At 70.9% G+C, this 22,991-nt stretch carries 23 protein-coding genes and 1 pseudogene; 11 read left to right on the forward strand and 13 right to left on the reverse strand.

Annotated elements, in window-relative coordinates; all coding sequences use genetic code 11:
- The first annotated feature begins 432 nt into the window (after positions 1-432).
- Positions 433-1,287, forward strand: coding sequence for a YggS family pyridoxal phosphate-dependent enzyme (locus QM809_RS14175; RefSeq protein ID WP_415046382.1), 855 nt, complete (start codon positions 433-435; stop codon positions 1,285-1,287).
- Complete coding sequence (locus QM809_RS14180; RefSeq protein WP_415046383.1) at positions 1,284-1,670, forward strand: hypothetical protein; 387 nt, start codon at positions 1,284-1,286, stop codon at positions 1,668-1,670. Before QM809_RS14175 ends, QM809_RS14180 begins: the two co-directional genes overlap by 4 nt.
- A 76-nt stretch (positions 1,671-1,746) precedes the next feature.
- Here QM809_RS14180 and QM809_RS14185 read toward each other — a convergent pair whose 3' ends face one another.
- Both QM809_RS14185 and QM809_RS14190 read right to left on the reverse strand, forming a co-directional pair.
- On the reverse strand, positions 1,747-2,394 hold the full coding sequence (locus QM809_RS14185) for an LGFP repeat-containing protein (RefSeq protein WP_415046384.1): 648 nt from the start codon (positions 2,392-2,394) through the stop codon (positions 1,747-1,749).
- Between the two features lie 68 nt (positions 2,395-2,462).
- The gene (locus tag QM809_RS14190) at positions 2,463-2,981 is read right to left on the reverse strand and encodes a flavin reductase family protein (protein ID WP_415046385.1); all 519 of its coding nucleotides are present in this window, start codon (positions 2,979-2,981) and stop codon (positions 2,463-2,465) included.
- 157 nt (positions 2,982-3,138) lie between these two features.
- Here QM809_RS14190 and QM809_RS14195 point away from each other — a divergent pair, with 157 nt between their 5' ends.
- From QM809_RS14195 to QM809_RS14205, 3 genes are all read left to right on the forward strand, one after another.
- A complete protein-coding gene (locus QM809_RS14195) occupies positions 3,139-3,852 on the forward strand; it encodes an ABC transporter ATP-binding protein (RefSeq protein ID WP_415046386.1) in 714 nt (237 codons plus the stop codon).
- Positions 3,821-4,036: a hypothetical protein gene (locus QM809_RS14200; protein ID WP_415046387.1), complete on the forward strand. Its 216-nt coding sequence runs from the start codon at positions 3,821-3,823 to the stop codon at positions 4,034-4,036. Before QM809_RS14195 ends, QM809_RS14200 begins: the two co-directional genes overlap by 32 nt.
- A 384-nt stretch (positions 4,037-4,420) precedes the next feature.
- The gene (locus QM809_RS14205; protein ID WP_415046388.1) at positions 4,421-4,867 is read left to right on the forward strand and encodes an ABC transporter permease; all 447 of its coding nucleotides are present in this window, start codon (positions 4,421-4,423) and stop codon (positions 4,865-4,867) included.
- A gap of 82 nt (positions 4,868-4,949) precedes the next feature.
- On the opposite strand, the gene QM809_RS14210 is transcribed toward QM809_RS14205, so the two are convergent.
- From QM809_RS14210 to QM809_RS14220, 3 genes are all read right to left on the reverse strand, one after another.
- Positions 4,950-5,831 carry an SDR family NAD(P)-dependent oxidoreductase gene (locus QM809_RS14210; RefSeq protein ID WP_415046389.1) on the reverse strand — a complete coding sequence of 294 codons (882 nt, stop codon included), beginning with the start codon at positions 5,829-5,831 and terminating at the stop codon, positions 4,950-4,952.
- 112 nt (positions 5,832-5,943) lie between these two features.
- Positions 5,944-6,993: a zinc-binding dehydrogenase gene (locus tag QM809_RS14215; RefSeq protein ID WP_415046390.1), complete on the reverse strand. Its 1,050-nt coding sequence runs from the start codon at positions 6,991-6,993 to the stop codon at positions 5,944-5,946.
- Between the two features lie 112 nt (positions 6,994-7,105).
- Positions 7,106-7,780, reverse strand: a complete 675-nt coding sequence (locus QM809_RS14220) for an aspartate/glutamate racemase family protein (RefSeq protein WP_415046391.1) — start codon at positions 7,778-7,780, stop codon at positions 7,106-7,108.
- A gap of 344 nt (positions 7,781-8,124) precedes the next feature.
- Between QM809_RS14220 and QM809_RS14225 the strand changes: the two genes are divergently transcribed.
- Positions 8,125-9,651, forward strand: a complete 1,527-nt coding sequence (locus tag QM809_RS14225) for a hypothetical protein (protein WP_415046392.1) — start codon at positions 8,125-8,127, stop codon at positions 9,649-9,651.
- Between the two features lie 9 nt (positions 9,652-9,660).
- On the opposite strand, the gene QM809_RS14230 is transcribed toward QM809_RS14225, so the two are convergent.
- Complete coding sequence (locus QM809_RS14230; protein WP_415046393.1) at positions 9,661-10,518, reverse strand: universal stress protein; 858 nt, start codon at positions 10,516-10,518, stop codon at positions 9,661-9,663.
- A gap of 141 nt (positions 10,519-10,659) precedes the next feature.
- Positions 10,660-11,091, reverse strand: coding sequence for a PPOX class F420-dependent oxidoreductase (locus tag QM809_RS14235; protein WP_415046394.1), 432 nt, complete (start codon positions 11,089-11,091; stop codon positions 10,660-10,662).
- A gap of 83 nt (positions 11,092-11,174) precedes the next feature.
- Between QM809_RS14235 and QM809_RS14240 the strand changes: the two genes are divergently transcribed.
- The 4 genes from QM809_RS14240 (at position 11,175) to QM809_RS14255 (ending at position 14,859) form a co-directional block, all read left to right on the forward strand.
- Positions 11,175-11,792 (forward strand): DNA-3-methyladenine glycosylase I, encoded by a 618-nt coding sequence (locus tag QM809_RS14240; protein ID WP_415046395.1) that lies wholly within the window; start codon positions 11,175-11,177, stop codon positions 11,790-11,792.
- Positions 11,793-11,853: 61 nt separating this feature from the next.
- Positions 11,854-12,369, forward strand: coding sequence for a hypothetical protein (locus tag QM809_RS14245; protein WP_415046396.1), 516 nt, complete (start codon positions 11,854-11,856; stop codon positions 12,367-12,369).
- Positions 12,370-12,417: 48 nt separating this feature from the next.
- A complete protein-coding gene (locus QM809_RS14250) occupies positions 12,418-13,674 on the forward strand; it encodes a flotillin family protein (RefSeq protein WP_415046397.1) in 1,257 nt (418 codons plus the stop codon).
- A gap of 117 nt (positions 13,675-13,791) precedes the next feature.
- Positions 13,792-14,859: an NADH:flavin oxidoreductase gene (locus QM809_RS14255; protein ID WP_415046398.1), complete on the forward strand. Its 1,068-nt coding sequence runs from the start codon at positions 13,792-13,794 to the stop codon at positions 14,857-14,859.
- Between the two features lie 137 nt (positions 14,860-14,996).
- Here the strand turns inward: QM809_RS14255 and QM809_RS14260 are convergent, their stop codons facing one another.
- Complete coding sequence (locus QM809_RS14260; RefSeq protein ID WP_415046399.1) at positions 14,997-15,296, reverse strand: hypothetical protein; 300 nt, start codon at positions 15,294-15,296, stop codon at positions 14,997-14,999.
- Between the two features lie 90 nt (positions 15,297-15,386).
- Here QM809_RS14260 and QM809_RS14265 point away from each other — a divergent pair, with 90 nt between their 5' ends.
- On the forward strand, positions 15,387-16,025 hold the full coding sequence (locus QM809_RS14265) for a LysE family translocator (RefSeq protein ID WP_415046400.1): 639 nt from the start codon (positions 15,387-15,389) through the stop codon (positions 16,023-16,025).
- Positions 16,026-16,422: 397 nt separating this feature from the next.
- On the opposite strand, the gene QM809_RS14270 is transcribed toward QM809_RS14265, so the two are convergent.
- The 5 genes and pseudogenes from QM809_RS14270 to metK form a co-directional block, all read right to left on the reverse strand.
- On the reverse strand, positions 16,423-16,971 hold the full coding sequence (locus tag QM809_RS14270; protein ID WP_415046401.1) for a hypothetical protein: 549 nt from the start codon (positions 16,969-16,971) through the stop codon (positions 16,423-16,425).
- Entirely contained in the window at positions 16,971-18,485 is a 1,515-nt protein-coding gene (locus QM809_RS14275; RefSeq protein WP_415046402.1) for an RsmB/NOP family class I SAM-dependent RNA methyltransferase, read from the reverse strand. The genes QM809_RS14270 and QM809_RS14275 overlap by 1 nt, the downstream gene beginning before the upstream one ends.
- Positions 18,482-19,435 (reverse strand): methionyl-tRNA formyltransferase, encoded by a 954-nt coding sequence (fmt, locus tag QM809_RS14280; protein ID WP_415046403.1) that lies wholly within the window; start codon positions 19,433-19,435, stop codon positions 18,482-18,484. The genes QM809_RS14275 and fmt overlap by 4 nt, the downstream gene beginning before the upstream one ends.
- Positions 19,436-21,394 (reverse strand): primosomal protein N', encoded by a 1,959-nt coding sequence (locus QM809_RS14285; RefSeq protein ID WP_415047102.1) that lies wholly within the window; start codon positions 21,392-21,394, stop codon positions 19,436-19,438.
- A gap of 373 nt (positions 21,395-21,767) precedes the next feature.
- A pseudogene (gene metK / locus QM809_RS14290) lies at positions 21,768-22,983 on the reverse strand (methionine adenosyltransferase).
- Positions 22,984-22,991 lie beyond the last annotated feature (8 nt).

Below are 22,991 nucleotides of genomic sequence, written 5' to 3' on the forward strand. Positions count from 1 at the left end.
GTGCAGGTGTACGACGGCATTGGCGGACGTCCGAGCGGGACGAAACGCGTCACGGCGTCGTCGAGCAGGCGCCCGTCGTGCACGGCGACCATGGCGCCGGTCACAGAAGCCTAGCGCTGACGAAATCGATATTTCGTTAAATTCGATTACTCGATTCCGAGAATCGTTAATCCGGTGGGGTCGTGGTCCGTGCCGATCCGGCGGTGTGCCGAGACGCACGCGGTGAGCACGGCTGTCGAAGGAGCCGGAGGAGGGACCCATGGTCGGCCGTTGCGAAATATCGGGTCGCGAGGGAGTATTTCCCTCGTAAGCCGCCATTTCGCAACGGCCGACCAGGAACCGAAACCGGTGACGGCGGAATCGGCCACTGATCGGTCCGATGTCCAGGCAGGCCGGGCGGGAACGCGTACCGCGTCCGGCTACGTTGGAGCCATGTCGAAGGTCGAACCCGCCCACGAGTACCGGTCCGCGTCGTCAGTGCAGAAGTTCCAGGAGAACATCGCGGCCGTCCGCGCCCGGATGGATGCGGCGGCCGCGCGCGTCGGCCGCTCCCCGGACGAGGTACGACTGCTCCCGGTCAGCAAGACGGTCCCCGAACACAGGATCCGCGCGGCTGTCGAGGCCGGTCTGGATCGGCTCGCGGAGAACAAGGTGCAGGAAGCCACCCGCAAGTGCCGGAATCTGGCCGACCTGGACGTCGAGTGGTCGATCGTCGGCCACCTGCAGACCAACAAGGCGCGCGACGTCGCCGCGTACGCCGCCGAGTTCCAGGCGCTCGACAGCCTGCGCGTCGCCGATGCCCTGGAACGACGACTCCAGGCCGCCGGGCGCGGCCTGGACGTGTTCGTGCAGGTCAACACCTCCGCCGAACCGCAGAAGTACGGGGTCGCACCCGAAGAGCTTCCGGAGTTCCTTCGCGCCCTCGCCGGTCACGAGACGCTGCGGGTGCGGGGACTCATGACGCTCGCGGTGTTCTCTCCCGACACCGAGCGGGTCCGGACGTGTTTCTCCCTGCTCCGCCGGCTCCGCGACGAGGCCCGGGACACCGACCCCGACCTGATCGGCCCCGGCGAGCTGTCGATGGGCATGTCGGGTGATTTCGAGACCGCGATCGAGGAGGGGGCGACGGTGGTGCGCGTCGGTCAGGCGATCTTCGGGGCGCGCTCGACCCCGGATTCGCACTACTGGCCCGGCGCGACCCCCGACACCGCAACCCCCGACGCCGCAACCCCCGACACTGCGACCCCTGCGGGCGAATCGGCGGCCGAGGAGGAGAAGAACACGTGAGCGCGGTGAGCCTGGCCGGATTCTGGCTCCTGGCCGGCGGCGCCCTCCTGGGGTGGCCCCTGGCCCTGAGCCGCATCGATCCGAAAGCGTTGCGCCGGATCGGGATACGCTATCCCAAACGGATCCTCCAGATGCACATCGACTTCCTCATGATGGGCATCCTCGCGATCGCCGTCGGCGTCGCACTCCCCGATCTGCCGGCCTGGGCCGCCGTCCCGCTCGTGGTCGGCGCGGTGGTGAACCCGATCCTGTTCCTGCCGTTGGCGATCCGCGCGTCGTTCGAGGAGTCGACGATCTACCGCGCGGTCAGCGTCGCGTCGTTCACGGCGATGTCGGCGGGCACGGTCGGAGCAGCCGTGTACGCGACCCAGACATACCTGTGAGGCCCTACCGGTGAGTCGATGCCGACGACCGCGGCAGTCGTCGGCATCGACGCCAGGCCTCGCGTCAGGCCGCGGATCACTTCAGTCCGGCGTCGACCTTCTTGCCGTCGACGGTCACGACGACCTTGCCGGTCTTGGTGTCGTGGGTGATCTCGCCGTTCTCGAAGGTGGCCTTCTCGACGTCGCCCGTGACGGTCACATCGCTGGTCGGGACGCCGAGCGGTCCAGCCGAACCGTTCTCACCGGTCTCGTTCGGAACGCCGGTCTTGTCGCGTTCGACGTTCCAGGCGTCGCGGACCTTGCCGTAGACGATGTACGCCGGGGTGCCCGCGTCAGCACTCTTGGCGACGATCACGCCGCCCTTGAACTGCTGGAACACGACGCCGCTCTCACGGATCTCGGCGTTGTGCGAGCCGGTGAGCGGCTTGCCGAGGATCTTCTTCTGCTCGTCGGTCGCGGTGGAGTAGCGGGCGGCGATCGGGCCGGTCAGGGTCACCTCGACGTCGCGCTCCCCGTCCAGTTTCACCTCGGTCGCCGCGGCCGCCGACGAGGCGGCGGTCGACGCCCCGGTGCCGGCGGCGCTCTCCTGAGCGGCCGACGTCGTCGACTCCGCGGCCTTCTCGGGTGCGCTCGAGTCGTCGTCGCCGCAGCCGGCGGCGAGCAGCGCGACCGCGGCGGCCAGGCCTGCGAGCGCGGCGGTACGACGGTGGGCGGGCTTCCTCATGGAGATGTCCTCTCGATCCGATGTGCACGGCACACGGCGCCCCGACGGGCGGTGCACCTCGATCGACTCTAGCCAGCGGCCCGCGCGACCGTGTGGAAGTCGTGGTTCCAGCGCAGCAGCGGCGGGCCCGGGCGGGCCGGCGTACCGCGGGTCACATCTCCGACCACGAGGACCTGATCGTCGACGTCGACCGAGCTCCTCGTGACACACCAGAACGCGGCGAGCGCGTCCGGAAGCCACAGCGGACCCTCGGGTGAACGACGCACGCCCGCCTCGGTCAGCGCGTCCCGGCGTTGCGCCCGGGTCGTCGGCCCAGTCAGCCGGTCGACGAGGCCGCGATGCTCTGCGCCGAGCATCGAGATCGACCACGGCCTGCGGTCGAGAATCGCAGGTAGAGCGTCCCGGCGGCGGCCCACCGAGACCGCGAGCGCGAACGGGTCGACCGACGCGGTCAGGACCGAGGCGGCGATGAAGAACCGGTCGTGGTCGTCGTCGGCGACGGTCACCAGCACCACCCCGCTGCCGTATCGGGCGAAGCCGTCGTACAGGTCTGTCGCGGCGGCGGTGGTGCGGGGCTCCGCGGTCATCGGGGGGTCCTTTCGACGAGGGGTGAGGCCACGCTATGACCTCAAGTGCACTTGAGGTCAACCGGCGGTGATGAGAGATGGACCACTGCGCCGGCCTCCCGGCGCGTCCGGCGGCTTCCACCCGGTTCCGTCCGCACCCCCGTGCGACCATGAGGACATGAGCGGTCACGCGGTCACGGTCCGGAACCTCCGCAAGGAGTACGGCGGCCGCGCCGTGGTGGACGACGTCTCGTTCCACATCGAACGCGGCGAGACCTTCGCGCTGCTCGGCCCGAACGGCGCGGGCAAGTCGACGACGGTGGAGATCCTCGAGGGATACCGGCACCGCTCCGGCGGCGAGGTGAGCGTGCTCGGCGTCGACCCCGCCGACGGCGATGCCGCGTGGAAGGCGCGGCTGGGCATCGTGCTGCAGACAGCCGGCCAGGCAGGTGTGGTGACCGTCGGCGAACAGATCCGGCAGTTCGCGAGCTACTACCCCGCTCCGCGCGACCCCGACGAGGTGATCGAGGCGGTCGGGCTCGCCGAGCAGGCCAAGACGCGGATCTCCCGGCTCTCCGGCGGGCAGCAGCGGCGCGTCGACGTCGCGCTCGGCGTGATCGGCGACCCGGAACTGCTGTTCCTGGACGAGCCGACCACCGGATTCGATCCGTCCGCCCGCCGGGAGTTCTGGGGACTGATCCGGCGGCTGCAGGCCGAGGGCACCACGATCGTCCTCACCACGCACTACCTCGAAGAGGCCGCGCAACTCGCCGATCGCGTCGCGGTGATCGCCGCCGGACGGATGCCGGGCCGTCGGCCCGGTGGATGCGATCGGCTCGGCTCGGTCGCGGGTGCCGATCGTGCGCTGGCGCGAAGGCGGCGAGACGTGTGAACGACGTTCGACGACGCCGTTCGCCCTCGCCCGCGAGGTGGCCGAGCGGCTGGGCGGCGAACCGCCCGATCTGGAGATCGTCCGCCCGTCGCTGGAGGACGTCTACCTCGACCTCGTCGGCGACCCCGCTGCGGAGACGACCATCACCGGGACGACCACCGCCGGGGCCGAGGCGACCCGATGAATGGCCCCCGTCCCGCGCTCCGCAGCCCGCTCGTCCTCGGCGTGCACCGCGCCGGTTACGAGATCCGCAACTACTTCCGGTCACCGGACCAGGTGTTCTTCACGTTCCTGTTCCCGGTGTTCTTCCTGGCGCTGTTCGCGATGATCTTCTCCGCCGGCGGTACCGGACGACCCACCGGCCCGCCGTTCCCGGACGTGAGCGCGGCGCACTACTACCTGCCCGGGATGATCGCCGCGGGGCTGCTGCTCTCCGGCGTCCAGAACCTCGCTGTCGACATCGCCACCGAACGCGGCGACGGCACCCTCAAACGACTCGGCGGCACGCCGCTGACGACGGTGAGCTACTTCCTCGGCAAGATCGGCCAGGTCGCGGTGACAGGCCTTCTTGCAGACCGGGCTGCTGCTCGTCGTCGCCGCGCTGGCGTTCGACGTCGACCTGCCTACCTCCCTCGACCGCTGGTTCACGTTCGGGTGGGTGTTCGTGCTCGGGCTGGCGACGTCGGCGCTGCTCGGTGTCGCGCTCTCGGCGGTTCCCCGCTCGGGAAGAAGCGCCACCGCGGTGGTGATCCCGATCGTGTTGTTCCTGCAGTTCGTCTCCGGGGTGTACCTGCCGTTCACGATCCTGCCGGGCTGGCTGCAGAACCTCGCCTCGGTGTTCCCGCTCAAATGGATCGCCGAGGGCATGCGCCACGTGTTCCTGCCCGACGAGTTCCGATTCGCCGAGCAGGGGCATTCCTGGAATCTCGCGGGGATCGCGATCGCGTTGGGGATCTGGCTCGTCGTCGGACTGATCCTGGCCCGTGCGACGTTCCGCTGGACTCGCCGCGATTAGACGAGCGATCTCCTCGACCCGGCGACCCGGCCGCTCCACCGAACTCCGCGGAGTCGCAGGAGCGGCCGGGTGACCTGTCGGTTCAGCCGTTGAGCACGACGTCGAGCAGCGACGCGGTCTCCGGATCGCCGATGACGCCGAGCGGCTTGCTGGTCGAGTCGTCCATGATCTCGTCGAAGTGGTCGCGGACGTCGTCGACGGTGGCGGTGTTGTTCATGTAGCCGTCGTTGATCGAGAGCGCCAGACGCTGCATCAGGCCGCCCTGGGAGAGCAGGGTCTCGCCGGTCACCGGGCAGTCCTCGTGCGCCAGGAACGCCACGATCGGGGCGACCATCTGCGAGGTCATCTTCTGGGCGAGGACGTCCTTCATCTCCTGCGGGAGCTCGGCTTCGGCCGCCATGCGGGTGTACGCGGTCGGCGCGACGGCGTTGACCTTGATCCCCAGCTCGAGCGCCTCGATCGACAGCGTCCGGGTGTACGACATGATCGCGCCCTTGGACGCGACATACGGGGTCTGCTCCTCGAAACCGACGACGGTCGGCGACGCGGTGTTGACGATGCGGCCGGCGCCGCTGGCGACCAGGTGCGGCCAGGCGGCCTCGGTGACGGCGACGTGACCGAAGAAGTTCACGTCCATGTGGTGCTTGACCTTCTCCAGGATGCCCGGACCGAACGGGCTCAGGGTGTTGATCCCGGCGTTGTTCACGACGATGTCGAGGCGACCGAACTCCTCGATCGCGGTCGCCACGATGGCCTCGGCGTCGGTGTTGACCGCGCCGATTGCCGCGACGGCCCGGCCGCCCTTGGCCTTGATCCCGGCGACCACCTCGTCGGACAGCGCACGACTGCCCTCGGTGCCGTTGATCACCACGGCGGCGCCGAGTTCGGCGAGCAGCTCCGCGTGCGCTCGACCGAGTCCGCGGCTGGATCCGGTGACGAGTGCTACTTTTCCGTCGAATCGCATGAGTTCATGCCCCTGTCCGTAAGTCAGATTAGATTATGCATAATCCACTGTACGGGTTCGGTGCCGACGCCGGTACCCCCGTCACACCGGCGATCTCACGATTCGACGCCCCTCACAACTCGAGGACGAGTTTGCCGATGTGATTGCGCTCCCCGAGCTGCTCCTGCGCCTGCACCGCCTCCTCCAAGCGGAAGGTCCCGGAGATCACCGGGCGCAGTCGACCACGACGGATCACCTCGACGAGTTCGGCGAAGATCGCCGGGGTGTGCATTGCCGAACCGATGATCGCCACGTTCCGCAGATACACGTGCCGGGCGTCGATCTCCAGGGCGTGCCCGGCGAGCGCACCGGCCAGAACCCACCGGCCGCCCTCCACCAACAGGGGCAGACCGTCGCCGACGAACCGGCCGCCGATCGCATCCAGGACCACGTCGACGCCGTCGGGCGCGGCCTGGCGGACCGCGGCGACGACGTCGCCCGCACGATCGAGCACCTCGTCGGCGCCGGCCTCGCGCACCGCGTCGAACTTGGCGGCGCTGCAGACCGCGATCACCCGGGCACCACGCTCCTTGGCGAGCTGGACGGCGGCCAGACCCACTCCGCCGGAGGCGCCGGTGACCAGCGCCGTGTCGCCCGCGCCCAGACCGCCCCGCGCGATCATGCCCATCGCGCTGCCGTACGCGGTCGGCAACGCGGCGAGTTCGACGTCGGTCAGCGCCGAATCGTGCACGTCGTGGACCCGGGAAGCGGGCACCACGAGGAATTCGGCGTACCCGCCGTCGGCCTCGCTGCCGAGGAGGCCGATCGGATTCGCGTCGGGGTCGTCCGACCCGTAGAGCGACGGGTCGACGAGCACCCGCCGCCCCAGCAGACCGTCGTCGACGCCCTCCCCGACCGCGGCGACGCGCCCCGCCGCGTCGGCGCCCTGGATGCGGGGGAAGTCGACGGATCCGCGCCAGCCGGCCTTCGCGTCCGGGTCGCCGGGGACACCGTACGACCCGCGCCGGGTCCACAGATCGGTGTTGTTGACTCCGGCGGCGGCCACCTGCACCAGGACCTCGCCCGGCCCCGGTTTCGGCACCGCGACCTCGACCACCTCGAGGACTTCGGGTCCTCCGTGGGCGGTGATCCGGGCGGCGCGCATGCTTTCGGGGAGGCTCATGTGCGCATGGTAGGCGGGTCGTCCGACGACCCGCGGCGGTCTCCGGCGAAGAATGACCGAAAGGTCAGGTGCGCACCGACCGGTCGTCCAGTCCGGGGCGCGGCCCCGCCCGTCACACGATCGCGGCGACCAGCCTGCGGGTGTGCGCCGCGACCGGGTCGAGGCACGGCAGCGGCGACACCCGGTCGTCCAGCAGCAGTGGGAGCTCGGTGCAGCCGAGCACCACGTGGTCGGCGCCGTGGCGCTCGTGCAGTCGGGAGACGATCCGGGTGAAACCCGTGCGCGTGGCGTCGAGGACGACTCCGTGCTCGAGTTCGGTGACGATCTTGTCCTGGATGTAGTCGATCTCCTCCGGGTCCGGGACCACCACCGTCAGTCCGGCCTCGCGGAGCGGCCGGGCGAAGAAGTCGTGTGTCATCGTCGGCGCCGTGCCCAGCAGGACCAGGCACCGGGCGCCGCGGGCGAGGGCCTCGTCCCGGGTGGCGTCGATCGCGCTGATCAGCGGGATCGGCGACCGGGCGACGAGGCGGTCGAACACGATGTGCGGGGTCAGCGCGGTGAGCGAGGCGACGTCCGCGCCGGCGCGCGCGAGACCGTCGATCGCGGCGGCGAGATAGTCGGTGAGTCCGTCCAGGTCGTTCCGGGCGCAGAAGTCGAGCACCCGGAACACGCTGAGCGATTCGATGATCAGCGGCGGCAGCGTCTGCTCGCCGGCGATCTCCTGGACGCCTTCGATCACGGCCCGGTAGTAGGAGACGGTCGACTCCGGACCGGTTCCCCCGATCAATCCCAGTTTCCTCACATCACCATCATGGACCCTCGGACCGGTGCCCGTGGGTACCTACGGCGTGGAACACTGCGCCGGGGCGGCTGAGCCGCGATATGGAGAGGACCGCGGCCGCACACCGGGTTCGTCGAGGTGAACGGCTGTTTCCGTGGTGGTCGTGGGCATCGGTCGGGGTCTCGACTCCGCTCGACCAGCGAATAAGGACTCGACCAGTGCAAAAGGTTCGACCGGCGAGAAGGTTCGAGAATAGCGAGAAGAATCAGGCCTGCGAGAAGATTCGACCGGCGAGAAGGACGGGCTCGGAGAGCGGGGTGATCGGGTCTCGCTCCTCTAGCCTGGATTCCATGAGCAGCGGACGTGCGCGGCGCCTGTCGGTCCTGGTCGGATGGCTTCCCATCGAGGACGGCGAGATCGAGCCGCCCGAGGTCGGCGCGGTGATCGAGTTCCCGCTGCTGTTCGTCGAAGGCGTCGACGGCCCCGGGGCGACGACGATCCGGGGGACGCTGGAACCGTCGTCGTACCCACCAGTCCAGCAAGAGCGGTATCCGGAGCACGACACCTCGGAGGATCCCCAGTACCTGTGGTGCGGCACGCTGCGCGGCGACGGCTGGGCCGCGACCTGGACCGGTCCGCGGCCACGCATCGAATTCGTCGAGGTGCACGGCCTTTTCCGCGGTGTCATGGGCATCGACTCCGACAGTCTGGTTCGCGGACGTATCCGGCGCGTACGACTGGTCTCTCAGAGGTACGAACGCCTGGGACACGAGCGCTCCGACCGGATTCCCGACCACTGGATCCCCGTCGGCGAACCGGTACTGACCGACGTCGAGCGATCTCCGCGTTTCTTCACCGATCAGCGATTCGACGACGATCCGCCCGCGATCGCCACCCGAGGCGAGGGCGTCCTGGTGGAACTCGACCTCGACGACGTCCCCGAGCCGCCGCTGCGACCGGAGTTCGTGCCCGCGGAGCTCTCCGTGCGCGGCGACGAACTCTGGGTGCTCGATCGGGAGCTGCCCCGCATCGCGATACGCGGCCGGGAATCACTGCGCCACCTGGACTTCCCCGCGCCGGTGGACGCCCGACCGACCGGGCAGGGGCGGTCTCTCCTTCCGTCCCCCGAAGGGTGCTGGGTGATCGGCATCGACGGCGTGTCCCACGTGGCCGGAGCGGGGACGTCCGTCCGCATCGGCGGCGACGCCGTGCACGACGCCGCCGTCGACCCGGACGGCCTGCTGCTGACCTGCCACGCCTCCGGACGGTGGGCGCTGCATCGTCTCGGGGAGGAGACGATCGATGTGGTCGGCCCCGCCGGATGGCCGCGGAGCGCGATCTGGGACGGACACGGCTTCCTGGTCGCGGTCGGTCCCTCGGAATGTCCATCGTCGGTCGTCGAACTCGTCCGGGTGGCATCGGACGGGACGACGACTGGACTCCGCCACGATCTCGTGAGCTTGCACCGGCCGTCGTTGCTGACCGCTCCGCTCGCACTCGCCGACGGCGACAGCGTGTATCCGATCGGCCCGGACCTCGAACTCGGCACCCGGACGCGGTTGCGCGGCCATTTCGCCGTCGCCGGAACGGTCGGTGAGCACGTGTGGATCGCCGGGCACCTCCCCGACGGGACCGGTCGCGGCGGGTGGTGGCCCCTGACCGGGCCGCCCGCCTTCGACTGTGCCGGTCGCCGGCTGCTGACCCTGCTCGACCGTGCCGACTGGACACCGGTGTGCTCGGTGCCCGTCGACGCACCGATCCCGGCGGTCGCGTGCGACGACGCCGGAACCGTGTGGGTCGTGGCCGGCGGCCGCCTGCGACGCCTCGACGTCGTCGACGACGAGGCTCGTCTGATCGACGTCCCTCTCGGGGACTGACCGGCGGATTCAGCCCGGGACGATCATCACCGGGCAGTGCGCGACGTGCAGGACCGCCTGGCTCGTCGACCCGAGCAGCAGAGTCCGGAAACCGCCGTGGCCGCGGCTGCCCAGCACGATGAGCTGTGCGTTCGCCGCCGCCTCGATGATCTGCTGCGCGGGCTCCTCGATGGAGACCACGGTCCGCACCGGGACGTCCGGGTGGTCCTCCAGGTTCCCTGCCAGGCGTGAGCCGAGTCCGGCGCGGGCCTCGTCGATGATCCGCTGGCGGCCCTGGGTGACGACGTCGAAGGTCTGCACCCCGGGGTAGCCGCCGTAGGTGTGCACCGCGATCAGTGTCGTGCCGAGTGACGACGCCTGCGCGAAGGCGACGTCGGTGGCCGCGGCCGAGACCGGCGAGCCGTCGACGCCGACCACCACCGGTCCTTCGGTCGGCGGCGTCTGATTCACCACGACCACCGGGCAGTTCGCGTGGGCCGACACGTAGACGCTGACCGAGCCGAGCAGCAGTCCGGCGACGCCGCCGAGACCGCGACGCCCGAGCACCATCAGGTGGGCGCGGCTGGTGAGGTCGCGGAGCACGAGCGGCGGTCGCCCGACGATCGTCTCGGTGGACACCTCGACCTCCGGGGCGATCTCTTCGGCCAGACTCCGGGCGACGTCGAGGGCGCCCGCGGCGAGTGCCGCGGCCGCGTCGGCGTAGGCCTGCGCCGCCACGATTCCGGTGCCGAACTGGAAGACGGGCTTGTCCACCACGCTCACCAGCAGCAGCGGTCGGTTCACGCGGGCGGCTGCGGCCGCTGCCCACCGGACGCCGTCGTGCGCGTTCTCCGAGCCGTCCACCGCCGCCGTGATCGGCGCGTTCACCGTCGGCACTCGCATCCACCCCTCGAATTCGATACATCTCCGTGAATCGGACGAATCGCGTCCTGTCCTCAATGTACGCGGTAGCGGGGTCGGGGTCTCCGGACGAAGGTCCCGACCTCGCGGCCGGGTGTCCGGGGACGGTCAGCGCAGCTTCTCGCCGTAGACGCGTTCGATGTGCAGGGCGGCGAGCACACGGTGGTCGTCGACCATCGCCTGCCGGAACTCGGCCCAGTCCGGGTGTTCGCCCGCGCCGAGCCGGTAGTAGTCGACCAGGGCGTCGACCTCGGGTGAGGCCGGATCGTCGCTCGGGCCGCTGAGGGTGACCGGTCCCTCGGCGGTGGCCCAGGTGTAGAGGTCCGGGCTGGTGAACTCGATCGCCGCCCGCGGGTCGCGCCGCAGGTTCGCGGTCTTGGCGCGGCCGGCGGTCATGGAGACGTAGACGACGTCGGCGGCGCGGTCGTAGACGGCGGTGACCGGGGACAACTGCGGCATCCCGCTCGCCTTCAGCGTCGCGAGGATGCCGATCTTGGTCTCGGCGATCAGGTCCCGGGGATCGTAGTCGGAGGAGCTCATGGCCGGGTCAACCGAGCACCGGACGAAGGTATTCCGGCGTACGGCCGACGGTTCTGTCGGAGGGTCGTCCTACAGTGGGCGGCATGGACCTCTACCGCGCACCGGACGGCCGCGATCGGTGCGGTTGGGCCGCCGACGGACCCGGCATGCTCGACTACCACGACACCGAGTGGGGCTTCCCCGTCGTCGACGACCGCCGTCTCTTCGAGAAGGTCAGCCTCGAAGGCTTCCAGTCCGGGCTCAGCTGGCGGACCATCCTGACCAAACGTCCGGCGTTCCGCGAGGTGTTCGACGATTTCGACTTCACCGTGGTCGCCGGGTACGGCGACGCCGACGTCGAACGGCTCGTCACCGACGCCCGCATCGTCCGGCACCGCGGGAAGATCGAAGCGGTGATCGACAACGCGCGGCGGGCCCTGGACCTGGTCGCCGAGACCGGGAGTCTGGCCCGCTACTTCTGGCGTTGGGAGATCCCGGACGGGGAGATCGCGACACCGGCCACGGTGAGCACCACTGCGTCATCGATCGCGATGGCGAAGGACTTGAAGAGACGCGGGTGGCGGTTCGTCGGGCCCACGACGGCGTTCGCGTTCATGCAGGCGATGGGTCTGGTGAACGATCACGCTCCCGGCTGTGTCACGAGGGACGACGTCGCCGCGGCGCGGGCACGCTTCACCGCCCCGGTGTCCGCTGTGCCGTAGGCCGCTGAACGGCATCTGTAAGGTTGAACTCACACCACACTGCGACGAAGGCGGGGGTCTCGTGCTCGGTATCATCCTGTTGGTCATCGGCGGTGTCGGCCTGGTCCTGATGCTGCTCTCGCTGATCGGCGTCGACTTCGGTGGGATCGACTTCGACCTGGGCGACTCGGGCGCGGGCTTCCTCTCCCTCCTCATGCCGTTCGTCACCGGTTTCGGTCTGGTCGCCGGCAGCATGATCGAGTTCGGCGGTTCCGGTCGGGGCGTGTCCCTCCTCGTCGGCGCCGGAGCCGGCCTGGTCATGGCGATCACCGCCGCCGCGGTGATCCGCTGGCTGTGGCACTCCGGTGAGGAACTCCCCTCGGTCGACGTGCTCGGCAGTTCGGCGCGCATCGTCGAAGCGGTCCTGGCCGGCCACTACGGCACCGCCGAGGTCTCGACGCCGCTGGGCAGCCGTCGGGTGACGGTCACCGCCGACCGTGACTTCCCGTACGACCAGAAGGTCCGCCTGGTGGCCAGGCTCGACGAGATCGACGCCTACTTCGTCGAACAGCTCCCCTACGCCGACCTCGACGTCTGACGTCCAGAAGCCTGTTTTCGCCGTCTCCGACGAAAGGAACACCCACCCATGTCCACGATTCTGATCCCGGTGATCGTCGTCGCCGTCCTCATCGTCCTGCTGATCCTCATGCTGTTCTCTCGGTACCGGGTCCCGGGTGCGGAGGAGGCCTTCATCGTCACCGGCACCGGCAAGGGCCATCAGGGCAAGGTGTACCGCGGCACCGGTACGTTCGTGCTTCCGGTGGTGCAGCGGGCGACCCGCGTCCAGCTCTCCTCCATCAAGGCCGATCTGGACACCTCGACCCCGGCGAACGACGGCATCGAGCTCAAGGTGCGCGGCGTGGCCGTGGTGAAGGTGGGCGACGATCCCGAGGCCATCCTCAAGGCCGGTCCCCGTTTCGGCGACGACCTCAACCGCGTCAAGGCCCTGGTCACCGAGCAGCTCTCCGGTGAGCTCCGCTCGATCGTGGGCACCATGACCGCCAAGAGCATCCTCGTCGACCGCCAGGCGCTGGTCGACCAGGTCGCCCAGTCGATCAAGGAGATCCTGGCCAACCAGGGTCTGCTCCTCGACAGCTTCTCCATCAACGACGTCCAGGACTCCGACGGCCAGTACTTCAGCGACCTCGCCGCGAAGGAACGCTCCGACCAGGCCGCCATCGCCGCGCGGGCGCGCGCCGAGGCGCACCGCGTCGCCGAGCAGAGCCGCATCGCCAACGAGCAGGCCATCATCGAACAGCAGCGCGAACTCGACATCCAGCGCGAAGCCGCCCGCCAGGCCACCGATCGCGCGGCCGCCGAGGCCGACTCGGTGCGTCCGCTGGTCGAGGCCGAGCGCCGCCGGATTCAGGTGGAGAAGGACAACGAGGTCGCCGAGCAGGCCGCCCGTCTCCGCGACACCCAGCTCGACGCCGAGGTCCGCCGCCCCGCCGAGGCCGAACTGTACGCGGCGCAGCAGCGGGCCGAGGCCCGCAAGGCCGAGATCGTCGCCGAAGCCGCCGCCCGCGCCGAAGGCATCCGGATCACCGGTCAAGCCGAGGCCGAGGCCCTGGAGAAGCGCGCCGAGGCCCTGGGCAAGCTCGACTCGGTCGGTCAGCTGGAACTGGTGCTGGGCAAGCTCCCCGAGATCGTCCGCGCCGGCGCCGAACCGCTCGCCGATGCCAACATCACCCTCGTCGGCGACGGCGTCGACCCGCTCACCAAGAGCGCGGGCTCGGGCCTGGCCTCCAGCCTGGAACTGATCCGCGGCACCACCGGGATCGACGTGGTGGAGGTGCTGAGCCAGCTCGGCGGCGCCACGAAGGACGACGCCTCGAAGTCCTGACCGACCGGCCCGATCTCGTCTTCGACACGATCCGAAGACATCTCATGCTCGGGGCGGCCGCTGCCGCGGCCGCCCCGCACGCATCCGCCCCCGACCCGAACATCCGAAAGAGGTCCCGTGTCCCCCGTCGCTCCCCTGACCTTCGCCCACGGTCCGTCGTGGCGGAACCGTCTCGCTCTCGCTCCGCTGACCAACATGCAGAGCGGATCGGACGGCGTCCTCTCCGACGACGAGTACCGCTGGCTCGTCCGCCGCGGCGAGGGCGGCTTCGGGCAGGTGATGACGTGCGCGGCGTACATCCGCGACGACGGGCACACCTTCCCCGGCCAGCTCGGTGCCGCCGGAGATCAGCACTCAGAGGGCCTGACCCGGCTGGCCGCCGGGATCCGGGCGACCGGCGCGGTGTCGTCGCTGCAGTTGCAGCACGGGGGTCGTCGTGCCGACGGCGCCCTGGGCGCGAAGGTCGGACCGTGGGACGACGACGCCAAGGGCGTCACCGCGCTCACCACCGAAGGGGTGGAGCAGATCGTCGCCGATTTCGCCGCCGCGGCCGCCCTCGCCGAACGGGCCGGGTTCGACGGCGTCGAGATCCACGGTGCGCACGGTTATCTGCTGGCCCAGTTCCTCGACGCCCGGAACAACCTCCGCACCGACCGGTACGGCGGCGACCCGGAGAATCGGCGGCGGGTGATCGTCGAGGTGATCGATGCGGTCCGGGCCGCCACCGGACCGGACTTCCAGGTGGGCCTGCGGCTCTCGCCCGAGCGGTACGGGATTCCGCCGGCCGACGCGATCGACCTCGCCCGGCAGGTGCTGGCCGACGCGCGGATCGACTACCTGGACCTGTCGCTCTGGGACGCGTTCAAGGAGCCGGCCGACCCCGGGTTCGCCGGGCGCTCGCTGCTCTCCTGCTTCACCGAACTGCCCCGCGGAGACGTCCGGCTCGGGGCGGCGGGAAAGATCGCCTCGGCGGCCGACGCCGAGGCGATCCTCGGTCAGGGCACCGATTTCGTGCTGATCGGCACCGGCGCGATCATCCACCACGATTTCGCGGCCCGTGCACTCGCCGATCCCGGGTTCGTCGCCGATCCGCAGCCGGTCACCGCGCAACGGCTCCGCGACGAAGCGCTCGGTCCGGCCTTCATCGAGTACCTCTCGACGGGCTGGGACGACTTCGTCGTCTGACGTCGTCCTCCGATCCCCTTCGACACGCAGGCTCGCTTGGCTCGCGGGCGACTCAGAGCGCGGAGAAAGACCCCGCTCACCCCGGCCACAGTGTCACGAACCGTAAGAAGCGGGTTCGCTGCCGGCCGGGGTCTCGGCTACGCCTGGATGCCCGGTCCGTAGCCGATGTTCAGCGCCAGCAGGATCACCCCGAGCACCACACCCAGGATGCCGGTGACGATCGCCGCGTGGAAGAGCGTGAGGTAGTCGGTGCGACCGACCTTGACCACCTTCTCGCGGCCGACGAACCCCAGGACGATCGCGATCAGTCCGGCGAACGGCGCGGCGAGCGGCACCCAGCAGAACAGGACCGAGGCGAGACCGAGGACCACGGCGACGGCCGAGATCTTCTTCAGTTGCGCATCCTGGTAGTGGCGTGTGGGCTGGTTGGCGGTCAAGGCTCCCCCATGGAATCGGTACGAGGTCGGACCCTTCGACAGTAGACGTCGTGCGCACCCGGATGGTCGCAGTCGGCAGGAGCCCGGCCTGTGATATCAAAGCCTGTGCTCTTCTCCAGTTGGATCGCCCTGCTCTCGGCGTGCCTGCTGATCGGCTTCACCCCCGGGGCCGGAGCGATCAACACGATGAACAACGCCCTGCGGGTCGGTTTCCACCGTGCGCTCTGGGGGATCCTCGGCCAGCAGGCCGCGCTCCTGATCCAGTTGGCGATCGTGGCGGCGGGCCTGGGCCTGGTGATCGCCAACTCGCCCACGGCGTTCGCGGTGATCCGCTACTGCGGCGCGGCGTATCTGGTGTATCTGGGCATCGGGCAGATCCGGGCCGGACGCGACGACGACCCGGCGACCACCGACTTCAAGGCCGGACCGGCGACACCGTGGTCGATGTTCACCCGCGGCGTGTGGGTCAATCTGCTGAATCCGAAGGCGATCGTGTTCCTGCTCGCGTTCATCCCCGGATTCGTCCGGCCCGAACGGGACCTGCTGGTGCAGTACGGCATCATCGCGGTCACCATCGTCACGGTCGACGTCGTGGTGATGTGGCTCTTCTTCGCGACGCTCGGGAAGTCGTTCGCGCGGTTCGCCGCCACCGATCGGGGACGACGAGGCCTGGGCTGGCTGTTCGGCCTGCTGTTCATCGCGGTCGGCGTCATGCTCGCCGTGCTGTAGACGGACACGGAAACGCCCCCGGTCTCCGAGTCGCGACCGAGGAACGAACCCGCCGGGATCCGCCACTCGATCCACGGTCCGGGCGACACGCCAGATCGTGTCGGCCGTTGCGATATAGCGGCTCACGAGGGAAATACGCCCTCGTGGCCTGACATATCGCAACGGCCGACCACCGATCTCCCCGAGCCGGACCGAGACGTCGGCCGGGGACCGGGTCCGAGGGGACGGCACACGACGACACCGCGCGGGAGACCCTTCGACGCGGCTCGTCACGGCGTTCCTCCCCGGCTCAGGGATCGGACGCCGGCCCCGTCGGCAACGCAAGCTCAAGAAACCGAGGTCGGCCCGTCCGCGGTCCAACTCGACGAGTGGTGAGCGAGCAGGCGGCGGACGCCGGTCACACGTGACCGGAGACGTACCGCGGTCGCGAGCCCACCGTCGCCAGGAGGGCGTCGTGGAGTTCGGGGCCGTATTCCTCCAGGTTCGGCCAGTCGACCAGGACCAGGCCGCATTCGGTGCGCGCGTACGGGGTGCTCTGGATGTGCCAGTCCCCGATCAGCGCGGTGAACCCGCAGTTCGGGCACTCCTCGCGCGGCTCCTGGTCGCCGTCCCACCACTCCTGCGGATCCCAGTCGGCCAGCAGGTCGTGGCACTGCGGGCACTCCGGCGGCACGCTGTCGGAGAACGCGCTCACCGTCGCCCCGGGTCCCAGATCCACCGAGACGTCGCTGCGCTCGTCCAGCGGCAGCGGCTGACCGTCCTGCGCCGACGAGTGCGCGATCGCCATGATCTCCGATACGCGCGCCTCGTCGACCGGCCCGCCGGTCTCCACCGGGTCGTCGTCCGGGTCGGCGCCGAGCACCAGGCGCACCGCCTCGGTCAGCTGTTCCTCGGCGGCGGCACCGGAATCGTTCAGGGAGAAGTAGAACTGCAGGAACTGGGCCATCACGCGTCCCGTCGGAGCGCGGCCAGGAACATCGCGTCGGTGTCCTGGCGGTGCGGCCACAACTGCACGTGCGGGCCGGTGCCGAGCGAGGACGCCTCGATCATGTCGCCGGCCACGAACGGCCGCGCGTCCAGCTGGGTCACCCCGGGGTCGGCGGCCAGGACCGCGGCCACCACCTCGGTGGTCTCGGCCGGGTGCGGCGAACACGTCGAATACACGACCACGCCGCCCGGGCGCACCAGGCGCAGCGCCTCGGTGAGCAGTTCGGTCTGCAGGCTCACCAGTTCGGGCACCTCGGCGGGGGTGCGTCGCCACCGGGCTTCGGGGCGTCGACGCAGCGACCCCAGTCCCGAGCACGGCGCGTCCACCAGGATCCGGTCGAAACCGGGTTCCAGTCCGCTCGTGCGCCCGTCGGCCACGTGGACGTCGACGGGCAGGCCGTCGACCACCTTCGCGATCAGTTCCGCGCGGTGTTCGGACACCTCCACCGCGTCCAGGTGTGCGCCGTCGACGGCGGCGAGGGAACCGAGCAGCGCGGCTTTGCCGCCGGGTCCGGCGCACAGATCCAGCCAGCGCCCGGTGTCGTCGCCGACGAGTTCGGCGCGGGCCAGGCCGAGCGCCACGAGCTGGCTGCCCTCGTCCTGCACGCCCGCGAAGCCTTCGCGGACGGCGTCGAGCCGGCCGGGGTCTCCTTCGGGGAGGTACACGCAGTACGGCGAGTACCGGCCCTCCTCCCCGCCGCTGATCAGGGCCAGTTCCTCGGCGGTGATCTGGCCGGGCCGGGCCACCAGGTGCACGATCGGCCGTTCGTCGTCGGCGGCCAGCGCCGCCTGCAGTTCCCCGGCCGAGCGTCCGAGCGCGGCGAAGAACACCTCGGCGATCCACCGCGGGTGCGCGTAGGTGAAGGCCAGGTTCCCGATCAGGTCGTCGATGATCGACGGCGCCAGCGCGTCGATCCACTGCTCCTCGGTGCGCTGGGACACCTTGCGCAGCACGGCGTTGACGAATCCGGCGGGTCCCTGCCCCTTCTCGCTGCGCACCAGGTCCACCGAGGTGGCCACCGCGGCGTGCGGGGCGATCCGGGTGCGCAGCAGCTGGTAGGCGCCCAGCCGCAGGACGTCGAGCAGTTCCCCGTCGATCTCGGCGGCGGGTCGTTCGGCGGCCGCGGCGATCACCGCGTCGAGGGTGCCCTGGGTGCGCAGGGTGCCGTAGGTGAGTTCGGTGGCCAGGGCGGCGTCCCGGCCGCTCAGGCCGCGCTCGCGCAGCAGTCGGGGCAGCAGCAGGTTCGCGTAGGTGTCGCGTTCCCGGACGGCCCGCAGCACGTCGCGGGCGACGAGCCGGTCCCGGCCGAGTTCCTTGTCGCGCAGCTTCTTGTCGCGCGGCGCGGAATCGCGCCCCCGGCTCCCCGTGCCGCGGGGACTCCGCCCGCGCGACCCCTGCCCGTTCCGGCCGCGAGCACCCTGCCCCGAGGGGCGCCCGCCCTGTGCGCGACGGTCGTCGTCGTATCGGCTCACGAGAAGGTCTCCTCACCGGTCAGTCGGGCGCCGCGCGCCCAGTCCGCGGCGGGCAGCGCCTTCTTCCCGGGCGGTTGCACCTGCCCCAGCCGCACCGCACCGGACCCCGTCCCGACGTACACGGCCTTCTTCCCGGCGACGATCGCGCCCGCGGCCAGGCCGGCCGGATCGGTGTCGTCGGGCAGCGGTGCGTCGTCGGCGATCGTCACCGGTCCGAGTTTGATGCGCGCCTGGTCGAGCTGCGTCCACGCCCCGGGCGCGGGGGTGTGCGCGCGGATCGCGCGGTCGATCAGGTGCGACGGCAGATCCCACCGCACCTGGGCGTCGGCGACGGTGATCTTGGGCGCGTACGAGACGCCCTCGACGTCCTGCGGCGCGGGCACCAGCTCGTCGGCGGCGATGCCGTCGACGACGTTGCCGGTGAACGTCGCGCCCGATTCGGCGAGCCGGTCGAGCAGGTCGCCTGCGGTGTCGGTCGGCCGGATCCGTTCGGTGTAGAGCCCGAACACCGGTCCGGTGTCCAGACCGACCTCCAGCTGGAAGACGCTGGCGCCGGTGAACTCGTCGCCGGCGGCGATCGCGGCCTGCACCGGGGCCGCGCCGCGCCAGGCCGGGAGCAGCGAGAAGTGCAGGTTGATCCAGCCGTGCGGGAGCGCCGCGAGCACCTCGGCCGGGATCAGGCCGCCGTAGGCCACCACCACCCCGAGGTCGGGTTCCCATCGGGCGAGTGCCTCGGCCACCTCCGGATCGCTCATCCGGGCCGGCTGGATCACCTCGATCGCGTGCTCGTCGGCGAGGGCGCCGATCGGCGACCGCACGACCTTCCGGCCGCGACCGGCGGTGGTGTCGGGCCGGGTGATCACGCCCACCACCCGGTGGTCGTCGGAATCGATCAGCTCCTGCAGCGTGGGCACCGCTGCCTGCGGGGTACCCGCGAACACCACTCTCATTCAACCGATGGTATTCGGGTCCACCTGGACGCGGATACCCGCGGTGTCTTCGTGGCGGGCGTGCCGGAGCACCTGCGCGGCCCGCAGGGCCGCGGCGAGTTCGCGGCCCTGGGCCCGTTCGGTCCGCAGCAGCACCCGTTCCAGGTCGGCCGCGGGGTCGACGCCGGCGGGCGGCCGCACCCCGGGCGGCAGCGGCACCGGGCCGAGTCGCCGGGTGCCGGGCGGTTCGTCGATCATCTTGAGGAACGCGGCGACGGCCGCGGCCGGCCCGTCGATCGAGGCCATCGCCACCGCAGGCGGGAAACCGAGTTCCCGGCGGTTCCGCAGCTCGTACGACGCGAAGGTGACCGGATCCCAGCGGATCAGCGCCTGCACCGGGGTGAGCGCGGCGTCGGCGACGATCACCACGCGCCCGCCGTCGCCGTGCGGACGCACCAGCGCGGCGACGGCCATCCAGTGCCGGACCGCCTCCTCGGCGGCCCGCAGATCCTGCCGGTCCAGTTGCGCCCACGTGTCCAGCAGCACGGCGGCCCCGTACCCGTGCGCCGCCCGCGGCTGCGCCCCCGGGGTCGCGACGACGACGCGTGCGCCGTCGTCCACCTCGTCGACGATCTTGTCGCCGCCGGAGGTGACGATCGGCACCCCGGTGAACGCGCGGCCGAGTTCCTCGGCGGTGCGCCGGTCCCCGATCATCAGCGCCCGCACCGCGGTACCGCCGCACTTGCCGCAGGCGAACCGGTTCTCCATCCGCCCGCACCAGCGGCACGCCAGGTCGCCGCGGTCGTTCATCTGCAGCGGACCGTGGCACGCCCGGCATCGCGCGTGTTCCCGGCAGCGCGCGCACGCCACCGACGGCAGATAGCCGCGCCGCGGCACGCTGAACAGCACCGGATGTCCGGCGTCGAGGGCCCGGCGGGCCGCGTCGAACGCGATACCGGGGATCCGCGCCGACCGGGCCAGCGGATCGCCCGCGATGCGCCGGTCGTCGTCGGAGATCCCGTCCACCCGCGGCATGTCGGCGCGGACGGTGGTCCGCGGCGCCACCAGATCCCGCGCCCACCCCGACTCCACGAGCGCCTGCGTCTCCGCGGTCCGGGAGAACCCGCCGATCACCAGCGCCGACGTCGTCTGGTGCGCGCGCAGCACCGCGACCTCCCGCGGGTGCGGGTAGGGTGTGCGCGGCTCGTCGAGGCTGCGGTCGCCGTCGTCGAACACGATGGTCAGCGCCAGATCGTGGACGGGTGCGAAGACGGCGCTGCGCGTCCCGATCACCACCTGTGCCCGGCCGCGCAGCACCTCCAGCCACCGCCGGTAGCGGGCGGTGGGGCCCAGGCCGGCGGCCAGCGCGACGCACCGTTCGCCCAGGAGCGGAGCGCACGCGGCCTCCAGCCGATCCAGATCCCGCTGATCGGGGACGACGATCACCACCCCCCGCCCGCGCGATGCCACGACGGCGGCGAGCTCGGCCAGCCGCGCGGCCGGATCCTCCCCGGGGCGGGCCTGCCAGGCGACCCGCGGATGCCGGCCCTCCAGCAGGGCTTCGAGGAAGGCGGCCCCGCCGTCGTAGGCGTACCACCGTTCCAGGTCCGGGGCGACGATCTCGAAGTCCGGAGCGGCGGCGGGGGCGTCCTTCTCCACCCGGGCGTGCCGCGGCGGGATCGCCAGGCGCAGCACGTCCGGGACGGTGCCGGCGTACCGGTCGGCGACGGCGCGGGCGAGCGCCGCGATCTCGGGCGTCAGGACCTGCTCGGGCGAGACCACCCTGTCGAGCCACGCGAGTCTGCCCGGATGGTCGCTGTGCGGCAGGCGTTCGAGCAGGAAGCCGTCGACCAGGCGGCCGGAGAACCGGACGCGGACCCGGACGCCCGGCTGCGCGTCGGCGTCCATCGCGGCATCGACGAGGTAGTCGAACGGCCGGTCCAGGTGGGCCAGGCCCAGGATCGGCAGCACCCGGGCCACCGGCAGTTCCGGGGCCGGTGATCGACGATGCCGGTCCTTGGCGGGCGTCGTCGTCTCCGGTTCCGGTTCGGGTCCGTCCGGTGCCTCGGGCGCGACGACGCCGGGCGTCTCCTGCGCGGCATCGTCGGGTCCGGTCGTCACATCGCGAAGCCTAGATGAGTGATTCCCGGCGGCGCCGCACGGCATCCGATCGTCTCCCTCGGCCAGGGACGGTTCCACTTCCTGAGCGCGCGGTTCTTCTCGCCGGCCGAGATCTCGACTCCGCTCGATCACCGAGGAGCCCTCGATCATCGAGGGGTCATCGACCACCGCCGAGCACCGGAAGACGTTCCGGCACGGACTCGGCGGGCGGGGAAGACCTCGGCCAGGCGGCCTACAGGCCGGCGGCGGCGCGGAGCTCGGCGACCCGGCCGGTGCGCTCCCACGGCAGATCGACGTCGGTACGACCGAAGTGGCCGTAGGCGGCGGTCGGGGCGTAGATCGGCTGGCAGCAGCTCCAGGTCGCGGACGATGGCGGCCGGGCGCAGGTCGAAGACCTCGGTGATCACCTTCTGGATGGTGCCCACGTCCACCTTCTCGGTGCCGAAGGTCTCCACGAACAGGCCGACCGGGGCGGCCTTGCCGATCGCGTACGCGACCTGCACCTCGATGCGCTTGGCCAGTCCGGCGGCGACGGCGTTCTTGGCGACCCAGCGCATCGCGTACGCGGCACTGCGATCGACCTTCGACGGATCCTTGCCGGAGAACGCGCCGCCGCCGTGGCGGGACATGCCGCCGTAGGTGTCGACGATGATCTTGCGGCCGGTGAGCCCGGCGTCGCCCATCGGGCCGCCCAGCACGAAGCTGCCGGTCGGGTTCACCAGCAGGCGCGGGTTGGCGGTGTCCAGCGGGGTCGGGAGGTCGAGTTCGGCGAACACCGGCTCCAGGACGTGCTTGGCGATGTCCGGGGTCAGCATGCCGGCGATGTCGATGTCGGCGGCGTGCTGGGTGGAGACGACGACGGTGTCCAGGCGGACCGGGACGTCGTCGGCGTACTCGACGGTCACCTGGGTCTTGCCGTCCGGGCGCAGGTACGGCAGCGTGCCGTCCTTGCGCACCTCGGTGAGCCGGCGGGCCAGCCGGTGGGCGAGCGCGATCGGCAGCGGCATCAGTTCGGGGGTCTCGTCGGTGGCGTACCCGAACATCAGGCCCTGGTCGCCGGCGCCCTGCAGGTCGATCTCGTCGGCCTGGGTGCCGGTCTGGGCCTCGTGCGAGGCGGTCAGGCCCTGCGCGATCTCCGGGGACTGCGCGCCGATCGCCACGTTGACGCCGCACGATGCGCCGTCGAAGCCCTTGGTCGACGAGTCGTAGCCGATCGCCAGGATCTTCTCGCGCACGATGGTGGGGATGTCCGCGTAGGCGGTGGTGTTGACCTCGCCGGCGACGTGCACCTGACCGGTGGTCACCAGCGTCTCGACGGCGACCTTGGCGCCCGGATCCTGTGCCAGCAGCGCGTCCAGGATCGAATCGCTGATCGCATCGCAGATCTTGTCCGGATGCCCTTCGGTGACGGATTCACTGGTGAACAGGCGGGACGCTGACGCGGTCATCGGTTCCT

Origin of the sequence: Gordonia sp. (in: high G+C Gram-positive bacteria), assembly GCF_047600385.1 — a bacterium.
Classification (GTDB): Bacteria; Actinomycetota; Actinomycetes; order Mycobacteriales; family Mycobacteriaceae; genus Gordonia.

Excerpts from the sequence above, each read along its gene's own strand:
- QM809_RS14250 (WP_415046397.1), top strand. The coding sequence starts at position 12,418 with ATGTCCACGATTCTGATCCCGGTGATCGTCGTCGCCGTCCTCATCGTC.
- QM809_RS14175 (WP_415046382.1), top strand. The coding sequence starts at position 433 with ATGTCGAAGGTCGAACCCGCCCACGAGTACCGGTCCGCGTCGTCAGTG.
- QM809_RS14235 (WP_415046394.1), bottom strand. The coding sequence starts at position 11,091 with ATGAGCTCCTCCGACTACGATCCCCGGGACCTGATCGCCGAGACCAAG.
- QM809_RS14270 (WP_415046401.1), bottom strand. The coding sequence starts at position 16,971 with ATGGCCCAGTTCCTGCAGTTCTACTTCTCCCTGAACGATTCCGGTGCC.
- QM809_RS14210 (WP_415046389.1), bottom strand. The coding sequence starts at position 5,831 with ATGCGATTCGACGGAAAAGTAGCACTCGTCACCGGATCCAGCCGCGGA.
- fmt (WP_415046403.1), bottom strand. The coding sequence starts at position 19,435 with ATGAGAGTGGTGTTCGCGGGTACCCCGCAGGCAGCGGTGCCCACGCTG.
- QM809_RS14185 (WP_415046384.1), bottom strand. The coding sequence starts at position 2,394 with ATGAGGAAGCCCGCCCACCGTCGTACCGCCGCGCTCGCAGGCCTGGCC.
- QM809_RS14225 (WP_415046392.1), top strand. The coding sequence starts at position 8,125 with ATGAGCAGCGGACGTGCGCGGCGCCTGTCGGTCCTGGTCGGATGGCTT.
- QM809_RS14240 (WP_415046395.1), top strand. The coding sequence starts at position 11,175 with ATGGACCTCTACCGCGCACCGGACGGCCGCGATCGGTGCGGTTGGGCC.
- QM809_RS14190 (WP_415046385.1), bottom strand. The coding sequence starts at position 2,981 with ATGACCGCGGAGCCCCGCACCACCGCCGCCGCGACAGACCTGTACGAC.
- QM809_RS14215 (WP_415046390.1), bottom strand. The coding sequence starts at position 6,993 with ATGAGCCTCCCCGAAAGCATGCGCGCCGCCCGGATCACCGCCCACGGA.
- QM809_RS14195 (WP_415046386.1), top strand. The coding sequence starts at position 3,139 with ATGAGCGGTCACGCGGTCACGGTCCGGAACCTCCGCAAGGAGTACGGC.